This window comes from Anthropogastromicrobium aceti (assembly GCF_020687335.1).
GTDB classification, from domain to species: Bacteria; Bacillota; Clostridia; order Lachnospirales; family Lachnospiraceae; genus Anthropogastromicrobium; species Anthropogastromicrobium aceti.
In genome coordinates this window covers 1-23,179 of sequence record NZ_JAJEQN010000029.1, presented here as the reverse complement: position 1 = coordinate 23,179, position 23,179 = coordinate 1, and the positions used below count along the sequence as shown (strand labels likewise).

The following is a 23,179-nucleotide window of genomic DNA, read 5'->3' as shown; positions in this document are numbered from 1 at the left end:
CTTTATGAAACATGACACAAGATGCCACCGACTTACATCAGTCGGAACCACCATTAGTATATCAAACGAACATGAATTTTTCAAGGAGGAACGCTATGGATAAAAACAAACAGGCACAGTATATGATAAGACGTATTGGCGGCACCACCTACAAGGTGAGAGTCGCTTTCAGTGAAAGTGGGAAAGAGACAATGGAGGATAAAATTTTACGAATGATACGCAACGAAGTAGTTACAAACGACGGAACTTGTGATATAATTGGTGTACCACAAATGAGCCGTCAGTCTGAAAGGAGCGCATCATGAGCATCATTCAGACTGAGGACAAGATCACCGCCTTATACGAACGACTTTCCCGTGACGATGACCAGATTGGGGATAGCAACTCCATTGTGAATCAAAAGAAATACTTGGAGGGCTATTGCGCACAGCAGGGGTACACAAACTTTGCCCATTACACGGACGACGGATTCTCAGGCGGCACATTTGAAAGACCGGCATGGAAAAAGCTGGTGGCAGACATTGAAGCTGGCAAGGTGGCTCGTGTGATCGTAAAGGATATGTCCCGAATCGGACGTGACTACTTGCAGACCGGCTTTTACACGGAGGTTATGTTCCGTCAGCATGGCATTCATTTTATTGCCATCGCCAACAGCGTGGACAGCAACGACCAGAACAGCAATGAATTTGCTCCGTTCCTCAACATCATGAACGAGTGGTACTTGCGTGATCTGAGCCGCAAGCAGAAAACCGCTATCCGTGTGAAGGGGGAATCAGGCAAGCCTACCACCAACAGTGCCATCTACGGCTATAAGAAAGACCCGAACGACAAGCACCATTGGTTGATTGACGAGGAGGCCGCCGCCGTTGTGCGGCGCATCTTCCGTCTGACCATCGAGGGAAAAGGCCCCTATGACATTGCCAGAATCCTTTTTGAAGATAAGGTAGAAGCTCCGGCGGTCTATTTTGCAAGGAAAGGCATTGGCGTTTGGAAAAGTAAGACCGAGTTCGCATATCCTTATAACTGGAGCGGCTATATTGTGGGGCAGATATTGTCTAAGCCTGAGTATATGGGGCATACGGTCAATTTCCGTTCCCACAAGCTGTCATATAAGGACAAGACCTCTATTCCTAATCCCAAGGAGGACTGGCTGATCTTCGAGAACACCCATGAGGCCATTATCGAGCCGGAAACATGGGAGCTTGCTCAGCAACTGCGGAAAACGCCACGGCGTATTGATACCATAGGCGAAGCCAATCCCCTGACCGGGCTTTTATACTGTGCGGACTGCGGCGCAAAGATGTATAATCATCGTTCCAGAGGCGGTACAGAAGGCACTCCGTATCCGTCGGATTTCTTTGACTGCTCCTCTTATACACTGGCACATCAGAAGCATGGAAAGGACTGCTGCGGGCACTATATTACCACTAAGTCGCTGCGTATCCTTATTTTAGAGACAATCCGCACTGTCAGCCAGCTTGCCATAGCAGATCGGGAAAAATTCACCGAGAAGATACGAGCCGCTTCACAGGTCAGGCAGGTGGAGGCGGCCAAAGATGCCAAACGAAAGCTGAACAAAGACCGTAAGCGCCACAGTGAGCTGGATACGATCATTAAAAAGCTCTATGAATCCTTTGCCGTAGGCCGAATTTCTGAGGAACGCTTTGACAGCCTGCTTGCTGAGTACGAAGTCGAACAGAAAAACCTTTCCGCACAGATTGCAGAAACGGAGGAAAGCCTGACGAGCTATGAGGAAGATACTGCCCGTGTAGAGCAGTTCCTTGCTTTGGCAGAAAAGTACACCGATTTCTCCGAGCTGACTACACCGATGATCAATGAATTTATTGATAAAATCATCGTTCATGCCCCGGAGCGCATCGACGGGGACAGAACGCAGGAGGTAGAAATCTTCCTGAAATTCATCGGAAAGTTTGAACTTCCTGCCCCGGAGCTGACAGCAGAGGAAATCAAGCGGCAGGAGCAGCTACGCCAGCATCGCATCAAAAGCCGGGAGCGCTATCAGTTGATTAAGGCCGGGAAGCACACCGTTGGGCAGCCTTTTCAGCTAACCTGTAAGTGCTGCGGTCAGGGATTTGAATCCAAAAGCTCGGCTGCTATGTTCTGCGGACCGAATTGCCGGGCGAAGTTCTACCGGCAGGAAGCGGCAGAAAACAGGCGGCGTGACTGCACTTGTGAAAACTGCGGTAAGACCTTTTCCACCACAAGAAGCAATGTCAAGTATTGCAGTGATGAGTGCCGATATGAGGGGCATATCAAAGGCCAGCGGGTTCGCAATGCAGCGAACAGGAAGGAAAAACTGGCAGCGGAGACAGTTACCTCTCCGGCTTAATATTTCCAATAAAACAATAAATTTTGAGGAAGCGGTTTGCCTTATATCAGGGCAAGCCGCTTTTTCTACGCAAAGGAGGACACATGAATTTATTCGAAACCGTAAAAAACAACGTCAGCCTGCGGGAAGCGGCACAGGCGTATGGCCTTGAGGTCAACCGGCACGGCAAGGCGCTCTGCCCCTTTCACAATGACAGACACCCCAGCTTGTATGTGGCAAACGACCATTATTATTGCTTTACCTGCGGAGAGCATGGAGATGTCATTGACTTCACTGCAAGGTTGTTTGATCTCAAGCCCTACGACGCAGCCATGAAGCTGGTGATAGACTTTCATCTTGACCCGGACAAGCCGCCCAGCGCAGCGGCACTCAATGCAAAGCGTATCCGAACAGAAGCACAGAAGCTCAAAGAAAACGAGCGTCTGTGCTTTTCTGTTTTATCGGACTATTACCGTTGCTTGGAGGAATGGAAAGCATACTATGCGCCGCAAACGCCGGATGAGCCAGTCCATGATTTATTCGTGGAAGCCTGCCACAAGCTCAGTCAGATTGAATATGAACTGAACATTCTCACCTTTGGTGACAGCTATGAGCGTCGGGAAATTGTACAGGACTGGATGACGGATGGTGAAATCATAGCACTAAAGGAGCGTCTGGAACAACTGCGAAAGGAGGAAACCTATGGACGAATTGAATACCCCAATGGTTATGCCGCCTGAAGAAAGCATTCCCGATTGGTATGATGGAAAACGCATCAACGAAGTGCTGTTTTGTCAGCAGTTCTTAAAAAAGCATCCCATGAAATGTGTCAGAGGAAGGCTGTTCACAGTGGATGGACTGATTGAGGACGAGGCGCAAATCGGCAATCTCATTCTGGAGGAGATCTCCGGCTGTCTGACCTCCGGGCTTTCCAAGGTGGTGGCAAATCTGCTGGCCAGTATCAAGCTGCAAGCCTATTCGCCGCCCCTGCCCATCGAGACTGACCGTATCCATGTGGCAAACGGGACACTCTTTCTGGATGGGCGTTTCACCGAGGACAAAAGCTATTGCAACAACCGTCTGAGTGTGGCCTATCTCCCCGATGCACCGCCGCCTGTGCGCTGGCTGCAATTTTTATCCGAGCTGCTTGTCCCGGAGGACATTCCCACCTTGCAGGAGTATATGGGCTACTGCCTATTGCCTACCACAAAGGGGCAGAAAATGCTCCTGATGATTGGTAAGGGCGGCGAAGGAAAGAGTCGAATCGGACTTGTAATGCGCTCCATGCTGGGAGATAACATGAATACCACCAGCATCCAGAAGGTAGAGAACAACCGTTTCAGCCGTGCAGACCTGGAAAACAAGCTGCTGATGGTGGATGACGATATGGATATGAGTGCCCTGCCCAAGACCAACTATATCAAATCCATCGTGACCTCAGAGTGCAAGATGGATATGGAACGCAAGGGTGTTCAAAGCTATCAGAGCCAGCTTTATGTCCGCTTTCTTTGCTTCGGCAACGGCGCTTTAACCGCTTTGCACGACAAGTCAGACGGCTTCTTCCGCAGGCAGATCGTGTTGACCACCAAGGACAGGCCAGCAGGACGAGCCGATGATCCATTTCTGGTGGATAAGCTGACACAGGAGCGTGAGGGCATCTTTTTGTGGTGTCTGGAGGGTCTGCGGCGGTTGATTGGGAACGAGTATCAGTTCACCATCAGCGATAGAGCCAAAGAAAATATGGAGACAGTAAAGCGCAGCAGCAACAATGTGATCGAGTTTTTGCAATCCGAGGGCTATATCCGCTTTAAGGCCGACAGCGAAGCCAGCTCCAAGGCTATCTATGAAGCCTATCTCCGCTGGTGCGAGGACAACGCACAAAAGCCTATGTCAGCAAATCGTATCAGCTCAGAGCTGGCCCAGAATGAACGGCTTTATAATGTGGAGGCTACCAACAATGTGTACGCAGCCGGAAAGCGGGTGCGTGGATTTATCGGAGTGGAGGCGATGAACTTGCTTCCTTATTAAATATGAGAACTGGACTTCAAAACTGCCGTACATGCCGTACACGATGTACGGCAGTTCTCAACTCCGTTTTCAAAAAGCTATTTTACCGCAAAATCAGCGTTCTTTATGTGCAATGTGCTGCGATTACCGCATTTTCTTGCGGTATAAACAGCGATTTGACAAAGCAAACGCAAAATCCAAAGACCAATCGGTGTACAGCGGCGTACAGCACTGGCGTTTACCGTACAGAGCCGTACACAAACAATCTATTTTCAAGGCCGCACAGCGGCAGAAAGGACAAACTATGAACTATATGAACAATAACCCTATAATCATCGGCATCGACCACGGCTATGGGAATATCAAGACTGCACATTGCTGCTTTCCTACGGGCGTGATCATCTCTGACAAGGAGCCGACCTTCAAAAGCAATCTGCTTGTCTACAACGGCAGCTATTACACCGTGGGCGAAGGTCACAAGGAGTTTATCTCTGACAAAATGACAGACGGTGACTACTATATTCTGACCCTTGCTGCCATTGCAAGAGAGCTGAATATCCGCAAGCAGACCTCTGCCCGTGTGCATTTGGCGGCGGGGCTCCCTCTTACTTGGGTCAGCGAACAGAAGGATAGCTTCAAGGCGTACCTGTTGCAGAATGAAATGGCGGATTTCATTTTCCGTGGTGTCAGCTATCATGTGGAGTTTGCCGGAGCGGACATCTTCCCGCAGGGCTTCTCCGCTGTGGCGGACAGACTGCGGGGATTCAAGGGCATCAATATGCTTTGCGACATTGGCAACGGAACGATGAATGTCATGTATATCAACGAGCGCCGTCCGCTATCTCAGAAGTGCTTCACGGAGAAGTACGGGACAAACCAGTGCATGATTGCTGTCCGGGAAAATCTCATGCGGCAGTTTGGCGCATCGGTAGATGATACGATTCTGGAGCGTGTGATTCGCTTTGGGACGGCAGACATCAGCGAACGCTACCTAACTGCTATCCAGAACACAGCGAGGGATTACACCGCAGGCATCTTCCGCAGACTGCGTGAGCATGAGTATGACCCGGAACTGATGAGGCTCTATGTTGTCGGCGGTGGAAGCTGCATGGTGAAGAATTTCGGAGAATATGATGCCAGCCGGGTGATGATCAATGATGACATCTGCGCCACAGCCAAGGGCTATGAGCTGCTGTCTGCACAGAAAATGCAAAAGAAAGGCGATCTTGTATGAAGCAAATCTACACAACAACACTTCGGCTGAATCTGGAGAACGAAGCAGACCGCAGGGCGTGGGAGCATTTGCAGAGCCTTGACAGGCGAGAATATCGTTCAGTCAGCAAGGCAGTCGTTTCGGCGGTCAACGCTTACTTTGACCGTAGCAAGCAGCTTGCCGATGATCCCTATCTGGAAACACGGGAGAAGGAGGACGCTTTCCTCAGCCGGATCGAGGATACCATCTCACGCAGCTTGCAGAGCTGTACGCCGGTAAGCCTTGGCGGTATCCTACAGCTTATGCAGAGCGCACAGCCTGCCGCTGCTCTTGTTTCGGAGGAAACCGAGGAGGACATTTCAGCTGCGCTGGATTTTGCAGACGGCTTTTGAAATTACTTTTCTTGATTTTACTACTATGTTGGTGGCAATACAATCCGTCTTTGCTACCAAATTGGCAATTCTCAGAATGAGGAAAACAATTTACCATCAGTTCTGCAGGGAGTTGGTATCTGTGTGATACCAGTTCCCTGCTTTTTACTATCACGAAGCCGCCCAGCGGCAGAAAGGAGCCAGATATGGCAAATAAAAAGATCATGACCAAGGAAGAATTGCAGGCCAAGCACCGATTGGAGGAGGCACAAATGCGGGATCGGGCGAAAGAGCGAAAGGCCCGTACCAGACGCTTGATTCAGGAGGGCGCTGTTTTGGAGAAAGTATTTCCAGAGGCTCAGCAAATGGAGCTTGAAAAATTAGAGGACTTGTTATATGAGAAGCTACACTAATCTGCGAGGGGCGTTCCGGGCAACCGGGGCGTCCCTTCCTTTTTTATCCCGAAGGGCGCACTTACTCACCACCTGCGAAGCAGGCGGTGGTATCCCTTCCGTTGGTCGGGCTCGTGCGCTCTTCACGAACTGTCCATCGGACACTTCTCCAGAGAGGGCAGGAAATGCCGCAAGTCAGCATTCCCTGTGCAGTCGGCGCTTCTGCTGATGCAGAGATTGCTGCTTGTCGCACCAATCCGGCAGATACTCTGCCCGCCTCCTGCCTGCGAAAACCTGCCACCGGCAGCTTTATCGCAGATATGGGCAGCAATGCAGCCCATTTTCTCTTTGCAAAGAGAAACAGAAACCAAGGGGTGGCGTTTTACCACCCCCTCACAAAATACGAATCGAGGTGAACGCAAATGGCAATTTACCACTTGGAGGCAAAGGTGGTCAGCCGGGGAGCCGGACGCTCCGCCTGTGCAGCCTCCGCTTATCTCAGCTGCTCCCACATCCTCAATGACTATGACGGAGTACAGCACGATTACACCCGAAAGCAGGGGCTTGTGTGGCAGGAGGTATTCCTGCCGGACATGGCCCCACCCGCATGGCAAGACCGAGAGGTTCTCTGGAACGCCGTGGAGGAAAACGAGAAAACCAAGGACAGCCGCTTAGCCCGTGAGTTTGTGGTAGCCCTGCCCATAGAGTTGTCCCTAGAGCAATGGCAGACGCTGTTGACGGACTTCGTACAAAACCAATTTGTCGCAGACGGGATGTGCGCCGATCTGGCAATCCACGATCCTGATCCACCGGGTCATAATCCACATGCCCACATTCTCTTGACGGTGCGCCCGCTTGATGAAAGCGGCAAATGGCAATACAAAACGGAGAAGGAATATCTCTGCAGCCGTGACGGTGAGGAACGGGGCTTTACCGCTGCCGAGTTTAAGGCTGCACAGGCTGACGGATGGGAGAAACAGTACCAGTACAAGGTAGGCAGGAAGAAAGTGTATATGACACCATCCGCAGCTGAGGAACATGGATATGAGCGTGCCAGCAAGTATCCCAAAAGCACCAAATACGGGAGACAGAATCCCATTTCTGAACGCTGGAACAGCGAGGAACAGCTCCTTATCTGGCGCAAAGCATGGGCAGATGTGACAAACAAATATTTGGAGCGATACGGTCATGAGGAGCGCATCGACCACCGCAGCTTTGTCGAGCGAGGCATTGACGAGCAGCCCACCATCCACGAGGGCGTGATTGCCCGTGCTTTGGAACAGAAAGGTATCGTGTCCGACAGGTGCGAACTCAACCGTCAGATCAAGGCGGACAACAGGCTCCTGCGGGAACTGAAGGCGCAGTTCAAGAAAATTACGGAGGCGGTGAAGAACACGCTGCCCGCTATTGCAGAAGCGTTGGAAAAGCTGCGGGAAAATATGCTGATCTTCTGCTATCAGTTAGGGCATATCCGCAGCAGCAAGAAACAGATGACCGGTGCCTTGAATATTCTGAAGCCAAATCTGGCACAGTACCGCTCCCTTGTGCAGCAGATAAAGGAAACAACCAAAGAACGGAAGTCCCTACTGGCTGAAAAGAAATCCCTTCCTGCGATCCACTTTGTCAGGCACCGTGAGCTTGCCTCCAAAATAGCCGAGTTGACGGAAAAGTTAGAGGAGCTAAAAAGCGAAAAGGCTATGCTGCTTCATTCTCTGGAATACCCAGAGGACGCCACAAGCGATATCTTCCAGCGCCAGATTGACCGCTATGAAGATAATCTCAAACGGCTTGAGGCGCAGGAGAATAAGTATGCCGGAGAGCTGGAGGCTGCATTGTCTGAGTATGCCGAGCTGAAAGAGCAAGCTTCCGGCTTTGATTCCTTGCAGCTTTATCTGGAGCGGAAGGCACTTCGACCTGACAGAGAGAAAGCAGCAGCCCAACGCATTGAAGCGGCTTATGGCGACAAGTTCAGTTGGTGGTTGATGGAGAGTGGCCTACGGGATGTGTCTGGCTATCTTGACGAATATGCACAGGAAAAGACAATGGATCGAGAACTGCGGCAAAGGCGGCGATCGGAGCGGCTTGAGCGTAAGATGAAAAACAGAGATATGGAACGTTAAAAGTGCTGGAGGTTGAAACTTCAGGTGAAGTCTGTGACATAGGGGGATGGAGATAATCCCTATACGTCAAGCGTAAAATAAGCACCGGTATGGGTTTTCCATACCGGTGCTTGCAATATTTAATCGAATTCTATCACTTAAAATCAAAAGAGTTTTCCAACAACTTATCAAGTGCTGCCATCAGTTCCGCTCGAACAGCCTCTCTTTCACTTTCTCCGCCTGCATTTTCGATATAGATGGAATAGTTATCAAATGTGATATAGGCGTAATAGATCACAGTCTTAATTCCTTCGCTGTTTGCATTTGTAACGAAGTAGCCAGCTTTAACTGGCGTATCTCCAACCATAGATACATTTCCCTTGCCAATTACGGTAGTATCCATAAGATTGTTCCCAGACAGCGAAACAACAAATTTCATATCGCTGTAATGACCATCAAAGCCAACAAATGCTACATCGTCCAAGGTAAAGAGGGCATCTCCGGAAATCGGAAGATCACCGAAAATAGTCTGAACCTCATCTTTGGTCAATGCTCGTGCTTGCAAGTTCAAACTCAGAGCAGAGGCTACCGTATCTGCTTTAGTGAAAGATATGGTAGTTCCATCACCTAATGTAGCTGTTTCTGTACTTTTGCCGAATAATCCCATACTAAACACTCCCACCACGATTAGACAGAGACACGCAGCAATTGCCCCAAATTTCAGCCAAATGCTTTTTTGTTTCTTTGCCTGATAACTCGCCGTTTCTTCGATATGACGGCTACCAATGCCACCAACGGCGTCAGAGATGTTCTTTCGTGTCATAAATCATACCCCGCTTTCTGTAAATGATTTTTAAGTTTGCTTCTGATTCGGGAAAGGCGAACAGACACATTGTTATTTGTTGTACGAAGCCTCTTTGCAATTTCTGTAATGCTATCTGAGTACCAATACCTTGCTACAAACATAACCCTGCTTTCCTGATCCAAGCTGTCAAGGAAACGATCAATTTCCTGTGACAGCTCCTTTGCATCCACTTCCTGTTCAATAGTAGATGCAGAAGTTAGGCACTCTTCCAACTCATCAAGTGCAACATCATAGTAACTGTTTCGCTTTAGTGCAGTATTTGCGTGGTATTTTGCGGTAGCGATATTGCGGGTAATACGAAAAATATAGGTTCTGAGTGGGTCAGGTCTTTCTGGAGGAATTGCATTCCACGCAGCAAGGTATGTATCATTTACACATTCTTCTGCGTCGGGTTCGCATTTCAAAATGTTGTTTGCAATTCTTTTGCAAGTTGAACCGTATTTTGCAGCAAGTTCAGCTATTGCCTGCTCAGTACGAGCAAAGAACAGTTCAATGATCTTCACATCCTCTAACAAGGTATCCACCTCCTCACCTATGTACTATGGATCTGGCGGACAATCTTACAGAAGCGAGGGAAAATTTCACACCTTTATTATAGTACATTGCAATTCTATTTTCTATCGCCTCAGCAAAATCGTTTGGCACCAGTCGAGGTCGCTCGGCAGTCTGAAAATATGGTCCTTCGGTTTTGGTAGAGTTGCTCGCAGCAGAGGAGGCGTAACAAAAAATTAAAGGTAGCTGCCCGGACAGAATGGGTTGGGTGGAAAAATAAATAATATCCGAAACAGGATGACGGAAATTGTTAGCGCCGAGTTAATTCGTACACAGTTAGTGTTTAAGTGTTTACAAACAGCCCATTGATATTGTTCGTTTGTGCGTATATAATATATATAACTATTTGATGCGGAGGTAAACTATGTTTGAATACATGACAGTACAGGATGCGGCTAAACTTTGGGGAATATCGGTGCGTCGTGTTCAAAAGCTGTGTGAGGAGAATCGCATTGATGGAATTGTTCGGCTACCTCGTGCATGGCTAATTCCCCAAGATGCCCAAAAGCCGGCTGATGGAAGATATAAACAAAATAAAAATGAATTTATAGCTGACAACAAGGAGAACACACGATGAGTAAATTGTTATTAGTGGAGGATGACCAAAGTATCGTATCCTCATTATCAGACTATTTAGGAAATGAAGGGTTCAAAATCGAAAATGCTCCCGGTCAAAAAGAAGCAATAGAAAAATTGGATAGCGACCAATACGATATAGCCTTGGTGGACATTCAATTATCAAACGGAAATGGTTTTTCTGTTTGTTCTGCAATTAAAGAAAGAGGAACTATGCCAGTTATTTTCTTAACGGCTTCTGATGATGAATATAGTGTTGTGGCTGGGTTAGATATGGGGGCTGACGATTATATCAGCAAACCGTTCAGACCAAGAGAACTGCTTTCAAGGATCAACAGCGTATTAAGGAGAACTAAGAACACACAAAACATTATCAGTTACCTCGACTTAGTTGTGGACACAAATCAAGCAACCGTATCAAAGAATGGGAAAGAGATTTTGTTGTCTGCTATGGAATATAAGTTGCTGTTAGTCTTTTTGCGTAACAAAGGTATTGTCCTTTCTCGCAGAAGATTGTTGGAGCTTTTATGGGACACTACTGGGGAGTTTATCAATGATAATACATTGACTGTCTATATGAAAAGGCTACGTGACAAAATTGAAACCAATCCGCAGGAGCCGGAAATCATAATTACCGTTCGTGGGCTTGGCTATAAGGTGGGTTGATATGGACTTTATCAGAAATAAAGAAGTTAAAAGGCAAATTGTTGTCAGCAGTATTCTTATTCTATTTTGGGGCGGCATTGGCATTATCGTTGATAGCAAAGCTGTGTGGATTGTTCTGTCGGCTATCATTTCATCCAGTGCAGTTTCCCTCTTTTTCACATATCAGAGATACAAGAAAATTGCTGATTTTAGTTTGCATATTGATAGGCTGTTACATGGAGATGAAAAAATTTCTTTTGGGCAGTTTCAAGAAGGTGAGTTATCTGTTTTACATGATGAAATATCCAAGATGACAAGACGGCTTATTGAACAGGCAGAAGCTCTGAAAATGGAGAAAGGTAATTTGGCAAATGCTTTAGCCGATATTTCACATCAATTAAAAACACCTTTGACATCGCTGAATATCTTAAATGCTTCTCTGTGTAATGAGGAACTGACTGACGAAGAAAGGTATGAGCTGATCCGCGAACAGACTATGCTCTTATCAAGAATGGAGTGGCTGATAGCCACACTTCTGAAAATATCCAAGCTGGATGCAGGAACGATTACTCTAAAGCCACAGGCGGTATACTTAAAAGATGTGGTAGAAAAAGCAATTCGTCCTCTGGAGATTGCGGCAGAATTAAAAATGCAGACAATCACGCAAGTGATTCCGGCAGAATTAAAACTATCTCTTGATACTGATTGGACTGCTGAAGCCTTGGGGAATGTAATCAAAAACTGTATCGAACATTCACCAGAGGGCAGCACTATCGAAATCAAGGCAATAGAAAGACCTCTTTTGACACAGATCATTATAGAGGATAGCGGAACAGGTTTTCAGGAAAAAGACATCCCCCATTTATTTGACCGATTTTATCAAGGAAGTGGCTCTACAATCGGTAATGCCGGTTTGGGGTTGGCTCTGGCAAAGACGATCATTGTCAATCAGGGTGGTGTCATCCAAGCGAAAAATCGGGAGTCAGGCGGTGCAAAATTTGAAATCTGCTTTTATCGGGGGACTGCTTAATGCAGCCCCTTTTTAAGTGACATTTTTGTAATGAAAAAGTAATGAAGCAGTCACTTGGCTTTGCTATACTGAATTGCAAAAATATATGGAGGAACTTTTTATGGAGATATTAAGAGTAGAGAATATCTGCAAAACCTATGAAATGGACAATGCTCCTGTCCATGCTTTGTCAGATGTTTCTTTTTCCGTCGATAAAGGAGAGTTTGTTGCAATCATTGGAGCATCTGGGTCTGGCAAGTCTACCCTGTTGCACATTTTAGGTGGTGTTGACAGACCGACTTCGGGAAAAGTATTTGTGGATGGACAGGATGTTTATGAGCAAAATGAAGATGAATTGGCTGTATTCAGAAGAAGGCAGGTTGGGCTTGTCTATCAGTTTTATAATCTGATCCCGGTTTTGACTGTCGAGGAAAATATCACGCTGCCGATTCGATTGGATGGGCGTAAAATCAATCAGGAGCGTTTGAAAGAACTGCTATCCACACTCAAACTGGTAAAGCGTAGAAAGCACCTGCCAAGTCAGTTATCCGGCGGTCAACAACAAAGAGTGGCAATCGGACGAGCGTTGATTAACGCACCTGCGATTATCCTTGCGGATGAGCCAACGGGAAATCTGGACACGGAGAACACAAGGGATATTATGAAACTTCTGCGTGAATCCAATGAAGTCTATCGCCAGACAATGATCCTGATTACCCATGACCGTGAAATCGCAATGCAGGCAGACCGTATTCTGGAAATTCAGGATGGCAGACTTGTGAGGGATGAGGTGATACGCTGATGAATATGATTTTCATGCTTACACTCAGGAATCTGTTGTCGAATAAAAAGCGTACCCTACTCACACTTTTAACCATTCTTTTGTCAATCAGTATGATAACCGCTATTCTCTGTGGGGGATGGTCGTTGGTTGATTTTTTGAAAGAGAAAGAAAAAGTGTATGGTGGCGATTATGACTACTACATGGAGGATTTGACTTGGGAGCAGGTTCAAGAGCTATATAGTCAAAACAATGTAGGCGAAGTTTCGCTTCTCCGCTTTGCCGGAAACAGTTTTTACGGGGAGAAATCCAACAGTACAATGCTCTCCGTTGGCGAGATTGACGAGAACTTTACCCAAAGATTTTCGTTAAATCAGTATTTGCTTGCAGGGCGTTTCCCGCAAGATGAAAATGAGATTGTTATTTCAGAATCTTTTTTGAAGAAAAACAACATGAATACAGAGATTGGAGATACGATTTCTTTAACTCTTGGTTCAAGAATTTGGGATGAATATAATGCCCAGCTTTCCGGGCTGACAAATTATAGGGGCGAAGAAGAAAGCTTCGTTCCAACAAAAGAGAAAGCGTATGTAGTTGTTGGTATTCTGTCAGATGTGAATGACTCAAAAATCGCAGCAAACTATAATGCCTTTGCAGGTGTTGACAAAACGGCATCCGATTTTGCTGCGTATGTCAAGGCAAAGAATTTATCCAATTCGATCTATACAGAAGCCGAAGAAGTGGCTGCGGCAGTAGACAGTCATGTAGCAAAGTTTCATTCGGAATTGTTAGTCTATCATGGAATTACCGGGGGTAAAGGAGCTGCAAAACTGATTGCTTTGGTGGTCATGGTCGTTTGTCTTTTGATGGCTGCATCTGCTTCAATGATCAGCAACGCCCTCTCCATTTCCTTACAGGAACGAATTAAGCAGATGGGAATGCTATCCAGTATTGGAGCCACAAAAGGGCAAAAACGCCTTAGCGTATATTTAGAAGCCTTCCTTTTGGGAGTGGTGAGCATACCCTTTGGATTGGTTGTTGGTATCCTGCTATCTGCTCTGTTATTAAGTGTGGTCAGGGCAGCTTTTGGAGAAACATTCACTTTTGGCATCGTAGAACTGTCCTTGAAGGTAAACGGATTGATCCTGCTCGTCAGCGGATTATCCGGCATTGCTTCTTTGTACTTCGGAAGTAGAAAGCCTGTGAAGCAAGCAGCTAAAATTACAGTTATTGAAGCGATCCGCCAGTCTAACAATGCGGTATCAAGAAAGAAATTCCGTGACGGAAAAATCGTTTCTTTGGTTTTTGGCATTTATGGTTCGTTAGCAGCAAAAAATATTAAGCGTAATCCAAAACGCTTCCGAGCGATTACCGGCTCTATTTTCTTGTCGGTGGTAATTGCCCTTTCCTTATATAGTTTCTCTGATTTTATGCTTTATCAGACATCCTTGGATATGAAGGAGGACGGTTCCTGTTATACTGATGTGATTTCGATGATTCAATACAAAGATATTCCTGTCGCAATCGGGGCATTATCGGATGAAAATATCACTGCGGATGTTTCCTATTCTTTTCAGCGATATATGACCGCTGAATTTTCGCAGGAACAAATCAATCCTGATATGCAAGGATATTTTATCAATGGTACGAAAGCAGAGGTATATGTCGTAGGATTGGACGAAGAACATTTTGTCTCTTTTTGCGATGAAAATGGATTCAGTCTGGATGTGACAAATTTCAATCATGGAATTTTGCTCAATCAGACTATGGGATACTATAATTCGGCACAAAATCGGGTAATTGCAGGCTCACCGTTTCTTATTGAACCGGGAACAGAAATCATTCCGCTGGGGGCATCCGAGGATGCCTTGCCGATTATCGTGGAAGAAATCGTTTCAGAAGAAAATGCAAATATCCAATCCATGTTTGTGAGAGATCGAGCTGTCCTCATCGTGCCTTTAAGTTATTTTAACTTGCTGATAGATGATAACGCCTATGTGGAAATGAGAATACAGACAGCACAGCATAAAGAAGCAATGGAATGTCTGGCTGACAGAGGATTTCCGCAAACTGTGGACATTGCAGCCGCAACGAATAATTCCAGACAGGTATATACGATTGCAAAACTGGTAATCTGCCTGTTCTCGATCCTGATGACGGTTATTATCAGCTTGAATGTTTGTAACACTATCTCGAATACGATTCATTTGAGAAGAAGCGAATTTGCTGTTCTGCGTTCTGTTGGTATGACTGCCAAAGGATTAAAATGTACGCTATTGCTCGAAGCTGTTTTGTACGGCGTAAAAGCATTGGTTCTTGCGTTGCCTGTGAGCTTTTTGATTCATTGTGCTATCTACTACTTCATATCGTCGGGTATGACACCATTTGCTTTTTATATGAACGGCGGTATTTATGCTCTTGCAGTTATGGCTGTCGGCGCTATGGTATGTATCGCTATGCTGTTTGCTGTTAGAAGCGTATCAAAGGTGGAAATTGTAGAGGAACTGAAATTGAGCAATATGTAATCATTCAATCTAACAAAGCAACTGAAACAGAGGTAATAGAAATTGCGTAAAAAGAAACTGGTAAAGAGAGTTGCAGGCATTGCTTTGACTGTTGGTGCAGTTATACTTGCCATTGTATGTGTTGGTAAAGTAAATCGCATTCAGAACGAAAAAGATATTATTGGCACATGGAAGGATGCAAATGCTGAGGAGATATTTACCTTTCAAGAAAACGGGGAACTTGCTGTGAGTAAAGATATGCCCGATTCGGGTCTATCCTGCGGTGACGCATATTATAGTTTTTCTTACTCGGATATAATCTGTGTTACACAGGGAAATAGTAGTGTAGAATTTGAGATAGAAGTAGATCAAAACGAATTGAAAATCTTCTTCATGGGACAAGAATATCTGGAATTGGAAAAGTAATGATTACAAATAAAAGAAAACCATTGAGCCGATAATTCGCATCCTCTGCGGACTAACGGCTCTGCATATATTTTGAACGCTATTTTCAGAAACATTGTGTTTTGCAGAAAAGCCCCTTGACAAATTCCATCTCAAAAAATGATACTTCAACGCTATGCGGACGAACACCATTTTTTGAACACAAAGTTTTTTGTGGACGACGGATTTTCCGGCGTGAGTTTTGAGCGCGAGGGGCTGCAAGCGATGTTGCAGGAAGTGGAAGCCGGACGAGTGGCGACGGTCATTACCAAAGACCTTTCCCGTCTTGGCAGAAACTATCTGAAAACGGGCGAACTCATAGAGATTGTATTTCCCGAAAACGGAGTACGCTATATCGCGATCAACGACGGAGTTGACACAGCGCGGGAGGATAACGAGTTTACCCCCTTGCGGAACTGGTTTAACGAGTTTTACGCCCGCGACACAAGCAAGAAAATCCGCGCAGTTAAACAGGCACAGGCGCAAAAAGGCGAGCGCGTCAACGGGGAATATCCATACGGCTATATCCCAGACCCGAACAACCGCCACCACCTTATACCCGACCCGGAAACCGCGCCGATTGTCAAACAGGTTTTCGCTATGTTTGTTAGCGGCGTGCGTATGTGCGAAATCCAAAAATGGCTTGCGGAAAACAAAGTCTTGACGATTGGAGCGTTGCGCTATCAGCGTACAGGACAGGCGCGGTATCAGCGGGCAATGATCGCCCCCTATACTTGGCCGGACAAAACGCTCTATGACATATTAGCAAGGCAGGAATATTTAGGGCATACCATAACCGCGAAAACTCACAAGGTATCCTACAAGTCGAAAAAGACCCGGAAGAACGAAGAAGAACAACGCTATTTCTTCCCAAACACCCATGAGCCGCTTGTTGACGAGGAAACCTTTGAACTTGCGCAAAAGCGGATTGCTACCCGCCACCGCCCGACAAAAGCAGCGGAGATTGATATTTTTTCCGGCTTGCTGTTTTGCGCTGGTTGCAGACATAAGATGTATTACCAACAGGGCGTAAATATCGAGCCGCGCAAGTTTTCCTATTCTTGCGGCGCATGGCGCAACAGGGCAAGGACAGGCAGCGAGTGTACCTCTCATTATATCCGCAAAAACGTACTTCTTGATTTAGTGCTGGAAGATATGCGGCGGGTTTTGCGGTATGTTAAGGAACACGAACAGGACTTTATCTGTAAAGCTACCGAGTACGGCGACATGGAAGCGAGAAAGGCATTAGCGCAGCAGCAAAAGGAACTTTTCAAAGCACAGGCGCGTATGACCGAACTTGACACGCTTTTCCGCAAGCTGTATGAGGACAACGCATTAGGCAGACTGACAGATGAACGGTTTGTGTTTCTAACTTCCGGCTATGAGGACGAAAAGAAATCCCTTGCCGCAAGGATAGACGAGTTACAACAGCAGATCGCAACCGTTACCGAGCGAAAAAGGGATATATCAAGGTTTATTCAGATTGTCGGGAAATACAGCGACATACAGGAATTGACCTATGAAAACGTCCATGAGTTTATCGACCGTATTTTGATACATGAATTAGACCGGGAAACCAACACCCGGAAAATCGAAATCCATTATAGCTTTGTCGGACAGGTTGATACCGAGCAGGAGCCGACGCAAGTTGTCAACCATGACCGCCGCAACATGGTAGATGTAAAAAGTATCGCTATCTAACCCCAGCAAATATACGTCCAGGGCATTTCATCATAAACTGGAACAAGCTGGAATGACTCAAAGTATGTCACGTGTTGCTCATTGTACAGACAATGGTCCAATGGAAGGGTTCTGGGGAATTTTAAAACGAGAAATGTATTACAAGAAGAAATTTCATAGTAGAGAAGAATTAGTCTCCGCGATTGTTGAATATATAGATTATTACAGAAATGACAGACCTCAACGAGGTCTCGGTATTCTAACGCCAATGGAATACCATGACATGCTTATGGCAGCATAAAAATGCTACCCAGCATGATCTGGGTAGCAAAAAACCTATATTTTTTTAATTGTCTACTTGACGGGGCGCACACCACACATTTTCACGCGCCTATGAAACGGCGGCTTTGATTTTCAGAGCCGCCGTTTCTTTGCATTTGCACAAACCTATGATGAATTTTCCGGAAATATTGTGGTTAATAGCGATTTAAACTGTTGTATTTGTTTAAAAATTAAAAAATATCTAATGAGTCTTCCGCATCTACCCACATCTGCAAATTTCCATCAAGATATAATTTGGCATATTCAAGAGGTTCATCAATGGCGAGTGCGTTTAATGCACAGTCTGATCCTGGTGTGGTTTTTAAGTTCTTTTCAGCTTCCCAACAGTCAATGCGGAGCATATAGCCAACAGAGGTGTAAACATCAATACTGTTGCGCTTGGGATTGTATTCTGCAAATATTGTTCTCATCGTATCAAATCTCCTTATCGTTAAATCAATCATTTGTTGCAAAAATCAGAAGCATTTCAATCAGTTCACAATGTCACTTTTATTTTGTGTTATACTGTTTTATATAATTTTCTTGCCCTTGTTTTTGCCCTTATCAGAGTTCGTAAACACTGGTGGGACGATATAACGCAAGGGAAACAATAAGGGAAAGCTCACCTGCGATAAACTTTGTGTTTTCAAGGGATTGAGAGATATTTGATAATAAAATATAACAGTTATTAAATCCCTTGGAATATATGAAATCTCAATTCCAATTTGCGAGGATGAACACTTATGAAAGAAAAAAGCAAAAGTGAAGTTTCAATAATAGGTGGTGCAGATGGCCCAACAAGTATTTTTATAGCTGGCAGAACACGGAAAAAGCCTCTAAAAGTAAGGATACGAAATATTATCTACAGATATAGACGTAAGATAGTAGAGAAGAAAGTGGTTGCAGATTCACATACTCTTGATGAATTGGTACAATATGCAATGAATACCTACAATCTAATTGAAACTAATTCAACTGAGAGAAAATATATTGAACAACAAAAAAACCTAAAGGAGAGTTTGATTTTACAGCATAAACCAGAAGTTTTAGGTGAAATGAAGGATATTCCAAAGCCGGATGTTTCTAATGAAGAATCTGTCAGAGAATATTTTTGTAAAATAAAGACTCGAAGCGAAATGATTGCCGAAATGCCAGATAATGTAATTCCTATGAACTTTCATCTATATGAAATAAGAATCGGTGATGATTCTCTTGAGATGGAGATAGATTATATTTGGAATATATTCGGTATATCTTATTCTGGAAACAAGAAAGTAATGAAACAGTTTGAGAAAATTTCAAAAGATTTGTATATCTATTATGGTGTTAGTGAAGATGATATTAAGAAAAAGACAGAAAGATATTTATCATTGGTAACGGCATTAAGTTCATAAATTCCAGCCTGTCTTTCTGAAATTTCAACTGAATAACCACAGCATAAACCGCTGCTACATGGAAGCTAACACAACCATGCAACAGCGGTTTTTTGTTACCGTTTTTTCCTCTGGCTGATAGGCGTTCCCATTTTCTTTGATTTTTTGAGAATCCGAATGAGCCAGCGGAATTCTTCTTCCGACAGATTTTTATAGTTGATACCGAGTTGCTTGCAATAAAGGATGACCAGCTTTTCATCCCGACTACCCTTGAATTTTTCGACCGCTTCCAGATTTTCTTTCAGTTCATCGGCAACGGTGGTCTGTGGGGCACTTTCACTATCCTTTTTGTGGGCTTCCCGTCACATTGGGGTCAGGTACCATAAATTTTTCATAATTAAACTTTTATAAAATTTTAATTATCTTTATTTTTTGTTGCCGGTTCCTGACCCTGCATTTGTATCGAACCAGTAGTGACACATTTTGAGCCACCGTCCCTGTCATCATGGCTTATTCCAATTCTAAAGATTCCCATTCTTCTAAGGTATATTGAATCTTGAAAATCCAATATTTTACCTATCCTTAAAGCACAAACTTACTTATTTTGTACCAATTCCTATCTCTCAAGTTTCAAAAAAGATTCATCCCTCGAGTCCATTTTCTTTGATCTCGGATTTCTTTGTTCCAATACTGGTAAAATTCCTCCTCGCGTTCCTTAGAATAACCTATCAGCAGAACTCGTTTCCTATGATTAACATAAAAGTATGCACTTCTCGTTTTTGGTTTTTTCTCTTTTTCACTGCACCCTTTTTTACAGATAAAAAAGATCTCATTTTCATCAAATGGATATTTTGCTCCAGTATCTATAGTTCTTCGCTCAATCCGATCAATTCCATCCCATCTTATTTCTCTACAAATATGCATACAATATTCAAGTTGAATTCCCCTTTCGTTTAAATAATAAACTCCAGAAGAAGTTATACCGTTATATACTTGTGCGTAAATAATATATTCAAAAAAAATCAAAACAGGTAATAAAACTATAAATTTAAATCCTTCAAGAATCATTGTATTTTGAAATGTCATTTGATCTTTTATCATATCCTGCCAACCTTGCCAAGCAAATACCCCTAATACTGCAATTGGCCCTACAACTCCAATGACGATAAATATTCCAATTACTAACATTTCTAAATACTTAAACCATCTATCCTCTTCATCTAAATATTCTATTTTTCTTTTTCTATACCAATTCCAAATACACCGTTTCTTCATAATTCTCCCTTCGCGCCGCTCAGGCAGGAGTAATCTCCTGCCTGAACATTGTCTTTTTATTTTAGTTTATGCCATACATACTCGCTGAAACTTTGTATTTCGTCTTGTTGGCTTCTTCACTTTATGGATAACCTTTTTTCTTCCGGATACTGTTGTTATCACTCTGGTATTTGACCGTTTAGTGGTTCTCGCATTAGACGTTGCAGAATTTGTTTTCTTTAACGCATTCACACCTGATTTTACTGCTGCCGAAGCTCCTATTGCCGCAAGCTCCGCTGTTTGACCAACCGTATAGCCAACTGCTGCATTTCCAATTATCTTTGCAGATACCGTTTCCAAAACTACTTTTCCTCCTGTCCAATTATTAGCTGTAACACCTGAAATATATGTAGCCCCAGCTTCAAATGCTCCACAAATAAGACGAGTTCCAATGTCTCCTTCCGTATTAATTGCAGTATTAATTCCATTAATTACTGCTGCACACGCTACTATTGGTTTTATCTTTTTTATTGGTGACATTGGATCCAGTGGCGCTAATGCTCCTGAAATTGCACCTACTAAGCATGATTTTGCCAGCTCAACACCATCAATTTCTCCTCCACTAGTAAGCACATAAGAAAATCCACTAACTGCAGCTCCAACAACAGCGCCGACAATACATGGAATTGGAAACTCTCCTGCATAATCTTCTCTTGCTACTGGATTATTATCGCAGTATGCGTACAGATTTTTGCTTCCTAATTCCTGTGGCTTTGCAAAGATCACATCCGTGTCATCCGCATTCACAAACCTTCCAACTTCTGGATCGTAATAGCGGCTTCCCAGACAATACAGTCCTGTCTCTGGATCGTAGACATACTTGCGGTAGCAGAACGGATTCAGCGTTGCAAGAGAAACTCCACTGGTATCTTCTGATGAAGTAACCTTACCCCAGCTGTTATACTGGTATCTTACCACTACCTGATTGCTGCTGTCAACCAGACCGGTAATATCTCCGAGGCCATTATACAGATAGAAGTAATCAGTCTTTCCATTTAATCGCAGCATAAATGGCTTTCCCTGCGTATCATATACAAACTGTACCGTAGTACCCGTTCCTGTAGTTCCTGCATCCTTGGCTGCTTTTCTCACCAGACCACTCAGCACATTTCCATTGTAATAATACGTTGTGGTATTCTCTCCGCTTGTCTTTCTTACACGCTTTCCATCGCTGTCATAAGCAAAGGTAACCTCTCCTGCTGTTGCAGCAATTCTTTTTAAACGGTGTCCTTCTCCCCAGGTCAGTGCCATTCCTCGCAGCACAGTCGGATTACCGCCTGCATCATAGGCATAGCTCTTTCCATTCCAGGACAGTAACTGATCCTTCCAGCCATCGGTGCGATAGGTAAAAAGATCCTGTGTCTGTACCGTTGAAACCGCTCCCTCTGTATAGGCATATGTCTTTCGGGAAGTCATGTTGCCGCCTGCATCGTAGGCATAAAGCACCGTAATTCCAAGTACACCATTGTTTTCACGAATCAGCTGATTGAGTTCATCATACTGATAGGTGATGACCTTCGTACCGGATGTAATCTTTGTGATGTTTCCCACATTGTCATACTCATAGCTCCAGCTCTCGGTTCCATTTGACATCGCAGAAAGAAGACTGTCAGTATCGGTCAGATGACGAAGGGTTCCATAAGTAAAGCAGTTTTCTCGCTTCTGTCCACCCGGAAGTGTCACAGTTTCCTTTGTGCATCGTGCCATCGCATCATAAGCTAAACTTTGTCTCTGTGTTCCATCGACAGTAAGTCCATAGGATAATCCCGGTCGCTGTGTCTTTGATGCATCACCATACACCAAACCGGTCTTTATCTTTGATCCCTCCAGACTCTGCACCAGTCGATTTACGCGATTATAACTGTCATAACCAATCTCAAGTGACTGCACTGTATGAGTGTTTGCCACGGTCGGCTCACCTGCTGCCCCGGTATTCTTCTCCAATGTAGTACTCTGTACGAGTCTTCCGGTCATGTCATACTGATCTTTGTCAATTCGTCCATTTACCAGATCGGTTTCCTTTTCCAGACTGCCATAGGCATCATATTCATAGCGCACGGTGTCGGTACTCTGACCATTCCAACGTCTGGACTTGATACGCGCCTCTTTGTCATACAGAATTTCTTGCGTATCGCCATTTCCATAGGTAACTGTCTTGAGTGGACCATTGTTTGGTGCATAGCGGTAACTTTCAAGAGTCTTGTCGCCCGCCTTTACCATTGTCTGGTTTCCAAATCCATCATACTCAAATGCGTAAGTGGTTCCACCATGCTTGATACTCTTAATTCGGTCTCCCTCATCATGACCACATTGAGGACAGGTACGATGGTTTGATTAGTGTCCCTGGTGGCTCAAGTTTGCAAACTTTTGTTCTTTTCCCTACTCGACTACATTCTAGTAAACACAAAAAAGCCTGAAAGCTCTTTTCTTGAACTTTCAGACTTTTTATTAGGGACACATATCGAACCAGTATTGACACATTTTGAACCACCGTCCCTGTCACCATGGCTCACAGATTTTTGCTTCCTAATTCCTGTGGCTTCGCAAAGATCACACCAGGATCATCCGCACCCCCTACCCAGTTAAAAAGTCATTTTTAACTACCACTCTAGCTTATTTGACTAGCACATTAATCTTCTTCTCTATTTTCTGTACCAATATAATATTTTCCTTCTTTTATAATTTTTAGTATTTCTTTCATATC

Annotated in this window: 22 protein-coding genes and 2 pseudogenes; 18 read left to right on the top strand and 6 right to left on the bottom strand. The window is 44.6% G+C overall.

The window, feature by feature from the left end; genetic code table 11:
* Positions 1–95 precede the first annotated feature (95 nt).
* The 9 genes from LKD48_RS11205 to mobQ all read left to right on the top strand — a co-directional run bounded on the left by LKD48_RS11205 (position 96) and on the right by mobQ (position 8,432).
* Positions 96–305, top strand: a complete 210-nt coding sequence (locus LKD48_RS11205; protein ID WP_055145303.1) for a transposon-encoded TnpW family protein — start codon at positions 96–98, stop codon at positions 303–305.
* Complete coding sequence (locus LKD48_RS11200; RefSeq protein ID WP_055145306.1) at positions 302–2,350, top strand: recombinase family protein; 2,049 nt, start codon at positions 302–304, stop codon at positions 2,348–2,350. The genes LKD48_RS11205 and LKD48_RS11200 overlap by 4 nt, the downstream gene beginning before the upstream one ends.
* An 83-nt stretch (positions 2,351–2,433) precedes the next feature.
* Positions 2,434–3,069 (top strand): CHC2 zinc finger domain-containing protein, encoded by a 636-nt coding sequence (locus tag LKD48_RS11195; RefSeq protein WP_055145308.1) that lies wholly within the window; start codon positions 2,434–2,436, stop codon positions 3,067–3,069.
* Positions 3,032–4,357: a DNA primase family protein gene (locus LKD48_RS11190; RefSeq protein ID WP_330375650.1), complete on the top strand. Its 1,326-nt coding sequence runs from the start codon at positions 3,032–3,034 to the stop codon at positions 4,355–4,357. The genes LKD48_RS11195 and LKD48_RS11190 overlap by 38 nt, the downstream gene beginning before the upstream one ends.
* 283 nt (positions 4,358–4,640) lie before the next feature.
* On the top strand, positions 4,641–5,570 hold the full coding sequence (locus LKD48_RS11185; protein WP_055145311.1) for a ParM/StbA family protein: 930 nt from the start codon (positions 4,641–4,643) through the stop codon (positions 5,568–5,570).
* Complete coding sequence (locus LKD48_RS11180) at positions 5,567–5,941, top strand: hypothetical protein (protein ID WP_055145314.1); 375 nt, start codon at positions 5,567–5,569, stop codon at positions 5,939–5,941. The genes LKD48_RS11185 and LKD48_RS11180 overlap by 4 nt, the downstream gene beginning before the upstream one ends.
* Before the next feature lie 185 nt (positions 5,942–6,126).
* On the top strand, positions 6,127–6,333 hold the full coding sequence (locus LKD48_RS11175; RefSeq protein WP_330375652.1) for a DUF3847 domain-containing protein: 207 nt from the start codon (positions 6,127–6,129) through the stop codon (positions 6,331–6,333).
* A 164-nt stretch (positions 6,334–6,497) separates the two neighbouring features.
* Positions 6,498–6,728 carry a hypothetical protein gene (locus LKD48_RS11170; RefSeq protein ID WP_055145317.1) on the top strand — a complete coding sequence of 77 codons (231 nt, stop codon included), beginning with the start codon at positions 6,498–6,500 and terminating at the stop codon, positions 6,726–6,728.
* Between the two features lie 6 nt (positions 6,729–6,734).
* Complete coding sequence (gene mobQ, locus LKD48_RS11165; RefSeq protein ID WP_055145320.1) at positions 6,735–8,432, top strand: MobQ family relaxase; 1,698 nt, start codon at positions 6,735–6,737, stop codon at positions 8,430–8,432.
* Positions 8,433–8,565: 133 nt separating this feature from the next.
* Here mobQ and LKD48_RS11160 read toward each other — a convergent pair whose 3' ends face one another.
* The gene (locus LKD48_RS11160) at positions 8,566–9,234 is read right to left on the bottom strand and encodes a hypothetical protein (protein ID WP_055145323.1); all 669 of its coding nucleotides are present in this window, start codon (positions 9,232–9,234) and stop codon (positions 8,566–8,568) included.
* The gene (locus LKD48_RS11155) at positions 9,231–9,800 is read right to left on the bottom strand and encodes an RNA polymerase sigma factor (RefSeq protein ID WP_227338914.1); all 570 of its coding nucleotides are present in this window, start codon (positions 9,798–9,800) and stop codon (positions 9,231–9,233) included. Before LKD48_RS11155 ends, LKD48_RS11160 begins: the two co-directional genes overlap by 4 nt.
* Before the next feature lie 392 nt (positions 9,801–10,192).
* Here LKD48_RS11155 and LKD48_RS11150 point away from each other — a divergent pair, with 392 nt between their 5' ends.
* The 8 genes and pseudogenes from LKD48_RS11150 to LKD48_RS16550 all read left to right on the top strand — a co-directional run bounded on the left by LKD48_RS11150 (position 10,193) and on the right by LKD48_RS16550 (position 17,768).
* The gene (locus LKD48_RS11150; RefSeq protein WP_055145329.1) at positions 10,193–10,405 is read left to right on the top strand and encodes a helix-turn-helix domain-containing protein; all 213 of its coding nucleotides are present in this window, start codon (positions 10,193–10,195) and stop codon (positions 10,403–10,405) included.
* Positions 10,402–11,070 carry a response regulator transcription factor gene (locus LKD48_RS11145; RefSeq protein ID WP_055145332.1) on the top strand — a complete coding sequence of 223 codons (669 nt, stop codon included), beginning with the start codon at positions 10,402–10,404 and terminating at the stop codon, positions 11,068–11,070. Before LKD48_RS11150 ends, LKD48_RS11145 begins: the two co-directional genes overlap by 4 nt.
* Position 11,071: 1 nt before the next feature.
* Entirely contained in the window at positions 11,072–12,079 is a 1,008-nt protein-coding gene (locus LKD48_RS11140; protein ID WP_055145335.1) for a sensor histidine kinase, read from the top strand.
* Positions 12,080–12,179: 100 nt separating this feature from the next.
* The gene (locus LKD48_RS11135) at positions 12,180–12,860 is read left to right on the top strand and encodes an ABC transporter ATP-binding protein (protein ID WP_055145338.1); all 681 of its coding nucleotides are present in this window, start codon (positions 12,180–12,182) and stop codon (positions 12,858–12,860) included.
* Entirely contained in the window at positions 12,860–15,364 is a 2,505-nt protein-coding gene (locus LKD48_RS11130) for an ABC transporter permease (RefSeq protein WP_055145341.1), read from the top strand. The genes LKD48_RS11135 and LKD48_RS11130 overlap by 1 nt, the downstream gene beginning before the upstream one ends.
* 42 nt (positions 15,365–15,406) lie before the next feature.
* Positions 15,407–15,769, top strand: coding sequence for a hypothetical protein (locus LKD48_RS11125; RefSeq protein WP_055145343.1), 363 nt, complete (start codon positions 15,407–15,409; stop codon positions 15,767–15,769).
* A 123-nt stretch (positions 15,770–15,892) separates the two neighbouring features.
* Positions 15,893–17,488: pseudogene (locus LKD48_RS11120) on the top strand (recombinase family protein); the annotation flags it as partial.
* A gap of 52 nt (positions 17,489–17,540) precedes the next feature.
* Positions 17,541–17,768, top strand: a complete 228-nt coding sequence (locus LKD48_RS16550; protein ID WP_055167138.1) for an IS3 family transposase — start codon at positions 17,541–17,543, stop codon at positions 17,766–17,768.
* Between the two features lie 211 nt (positions 17,769–17,979).
* Here LKD48_RS16550 and LKD48_RS11110 read toward each other — a convergent pair whose 3' ends face one another.
* A complete protein-coding gene (locus LKD48_RS11110; protein WP_003505342.1) occupies positions 17,980–18,219 on the bottom strand; it encodes a DUF6061 family protein in 240 nt (79 codons plus the stop codon).
* Positions 18,220–18,531: 312 nt separating this feature from the next.
* On the opposite strand from LKD48_RS11110, the gene LKD48_RS11105 reads away from it, so the two are divergent.
* A complete protein-coding gene (locus tag LKD48_RS11105) occupies positions 18,532–19,182 on the top strand; it encodes a hypothetical protein (RefSeq protein ID WP_025579830.1) in 651 nt (216 codons plus the stop codon).
* A 95-nt stretch (positions 19,183–19,277) separates the two neighbouring features.
* On the opposite strand, the pseudogene LKD48_RS11100 reads toward LKD48_RS11105, so the two are convergent.
* The 3 genes and pseudogenes from LKD48_RS11100 to LKD48_RS11090 form a co-directional block, all read right to left on the bottom strand.
* A pseudogene (locus LKD48_RS11100) lies at positions 19,278–19,523 on the bottom strand (hypothetical protein); the annotation flags it as partial.
* 268 nt (positions 19,524–19,791) lie between these two features.
* Positions 19,792–20,436 carry a hypothetical protein gene (locus tag LKD48_RS11095; protein ID WP_308732053.1) on the bottom strand — a complete coding sequence of 215 codons (645 nt, stop codon included), beginning with the start codon at positions 20,434–20,436 and terminating at the stop codon, positions 19,792–19,794.
* A gap of 66 nt (positions 20,437–20,502) precedes the next feature.
* Entirely contained in the window at positions 20,503–22,695 is a 2,193-nt protein-coding gene (locus LKD48_RS11090) for an RHS repeat domain-containing protein (protein ID WP_308732052.1), read from the bottom strand.
* Positions 22,696–23,179 lie beyond the last annotated feature (484 nt).

What these genes read in the sequence shown, in the direction of transcription:
- LKD48_RS11205 (WP_055145303.1), top strand. Translation starts at nt 96, where the DNA reads ATGGATAAAAACAAACAGGCACAGTATATGATAAGACGTATTGGCGGC.
- LKD48_RS11200 (WP_055145306.1), top strand. Translation starts at nt 302, where the DNA reads ATGAGCATCATTCAGACTGAGGACAAGATCACCGCCTTATACGAACGA.
- LKD48_RS11195 (WP_055145308.1), top strand. Translation starts at nt 2,434, where the DNA reads ATGAATTTATTCGAAACCGTAAAAAACAACGTCAGCCTGCGGGAAGCG.
- LKD48_RS11190 (WP_330375650.1), top strand. Translation starts at nt 3,032, where the DNA reads ATGGACGAATTGAATACCCCAATGGTTATGCCGCCTGAAGAAAGCATT.
- LKD48_RS11185 (WP_055145311.1), top strand. Translation starts at nt 4,641, where the DNA reads ATGAACTATATGAACAATAACCCTATAATCATCGGCATCGACCACGGC.
- LKD48_RS11180 (WP_055145314.1), top strand. Translation starts at nt 5,567, where the DNA reads ATGAAGCAAATCTACACAACAACACTTCGGCTGAATCTGGAGAACGAA.
- LKD48_RS11175 (WP_330375652.1), top strand. Translation starts at nt 6,127, where the DNA reads ATGGCAAATAAAAAGATCATGACCAAGGAAGAATTGCAGGCCAAGCAC.
- LKD48_RS11170 (WP_055145317.1), top strand. Translation starts at nt 6,498, where the DNA reads ATGCCGCAAGTCAGCATTCCCTGTGCAGTCGGCGCTTCTGCTGATGCA.
- mobQ (WP_055145320.1), top strand. Translation starts at nt 6,735, where the DNA reads ATGGCAATTTACCACTTGGAGGCAAAGGTGGTCAGCCGGGGAGCCGGA.
- LKD48_RS11160 (WP_055145323.1), bottom strand. Translation starts at nt 9,234, where the DNA reads ATGACACGAAAGAACATCTCTGACGCCGTTGGTGGCATTGGTAGCCGT.
- LKD48_RS11150 (WP_055145329.1), top strand. Translation starts at nt 10,193, where the DNA reads ATGTTTGAATACATGACAGTACAGGATGCGGCTAAACTTTGGGGAATA.
- LKD48_RS11145 (WP_055145332.1), top strand. Translation starts at nt 10,402, where the DNA reads ATGAGTAAATTGTTATTAGTGGAGGATGACCAAAGTATCGTATCCTCA.
- LKD48_RS11140 (WP_055145335.1), top strand. Translation starts at nt 11,072, where the DNA reads ATGGACTTTATCAGAAATAAAGAAGTTAAAAGGCAAATTGTTGTCAGC.
- LKD48_RS11135 (WP_055145338.1), top strand. Translation starts at nt 12,180, where the DNA reads ATGGAGATATTAAGAGTAGAGAATATCTGCAAAACCTATGAAATGGAC.
- LKD48_RS11130 (WP_055145341.1), top strand. Translation starts at nt 12,860, where the DNA reads ATGAATATGATTTTCATGCTTACACTCAGGAATCTGTTGTCGAATAAA.
- LKD48_RS16550 (WP_055167138.1), top strand. Translation starts at nt 17,541, where the DNA reads ATGACTCAAAGTATGTCACGTGTTGCTCATTGTACAGACAATGGTCCA.
- LKD48_RS11110 (WP_003505342.1), bottom strand. Translation starts at nt 18,219, where the DNA reads ATGAGAACAATATTTGCAGAATACAATCCCAAGCGCAACAGTATTGAT.
- LKD48_RS11105 (WP_025579830.1), top strand. Translation starts at nt 18,532, where the DNA reads ATGAAAGAAAAAAGCAAAAGTGAAGTTTCAATAATAGGTGGTGCAGAT.
- LKD48_RS11095 (WP_308732053.1), bottom strand. Translation starts at nt 20,436, where the DNA reads ATGAAGAAACGGTGTATTTGGAATTGGTATAGAAAAAGAAAAATAGAA.
- LKD48_RS11090 (WP_308732052.1), bottom strand. Translation starts at nt 22,695, where the DNA reads ATGGTAAAGGCGGGCGACAAGACTCTTGAAAGTTACCGCTATGCACCA.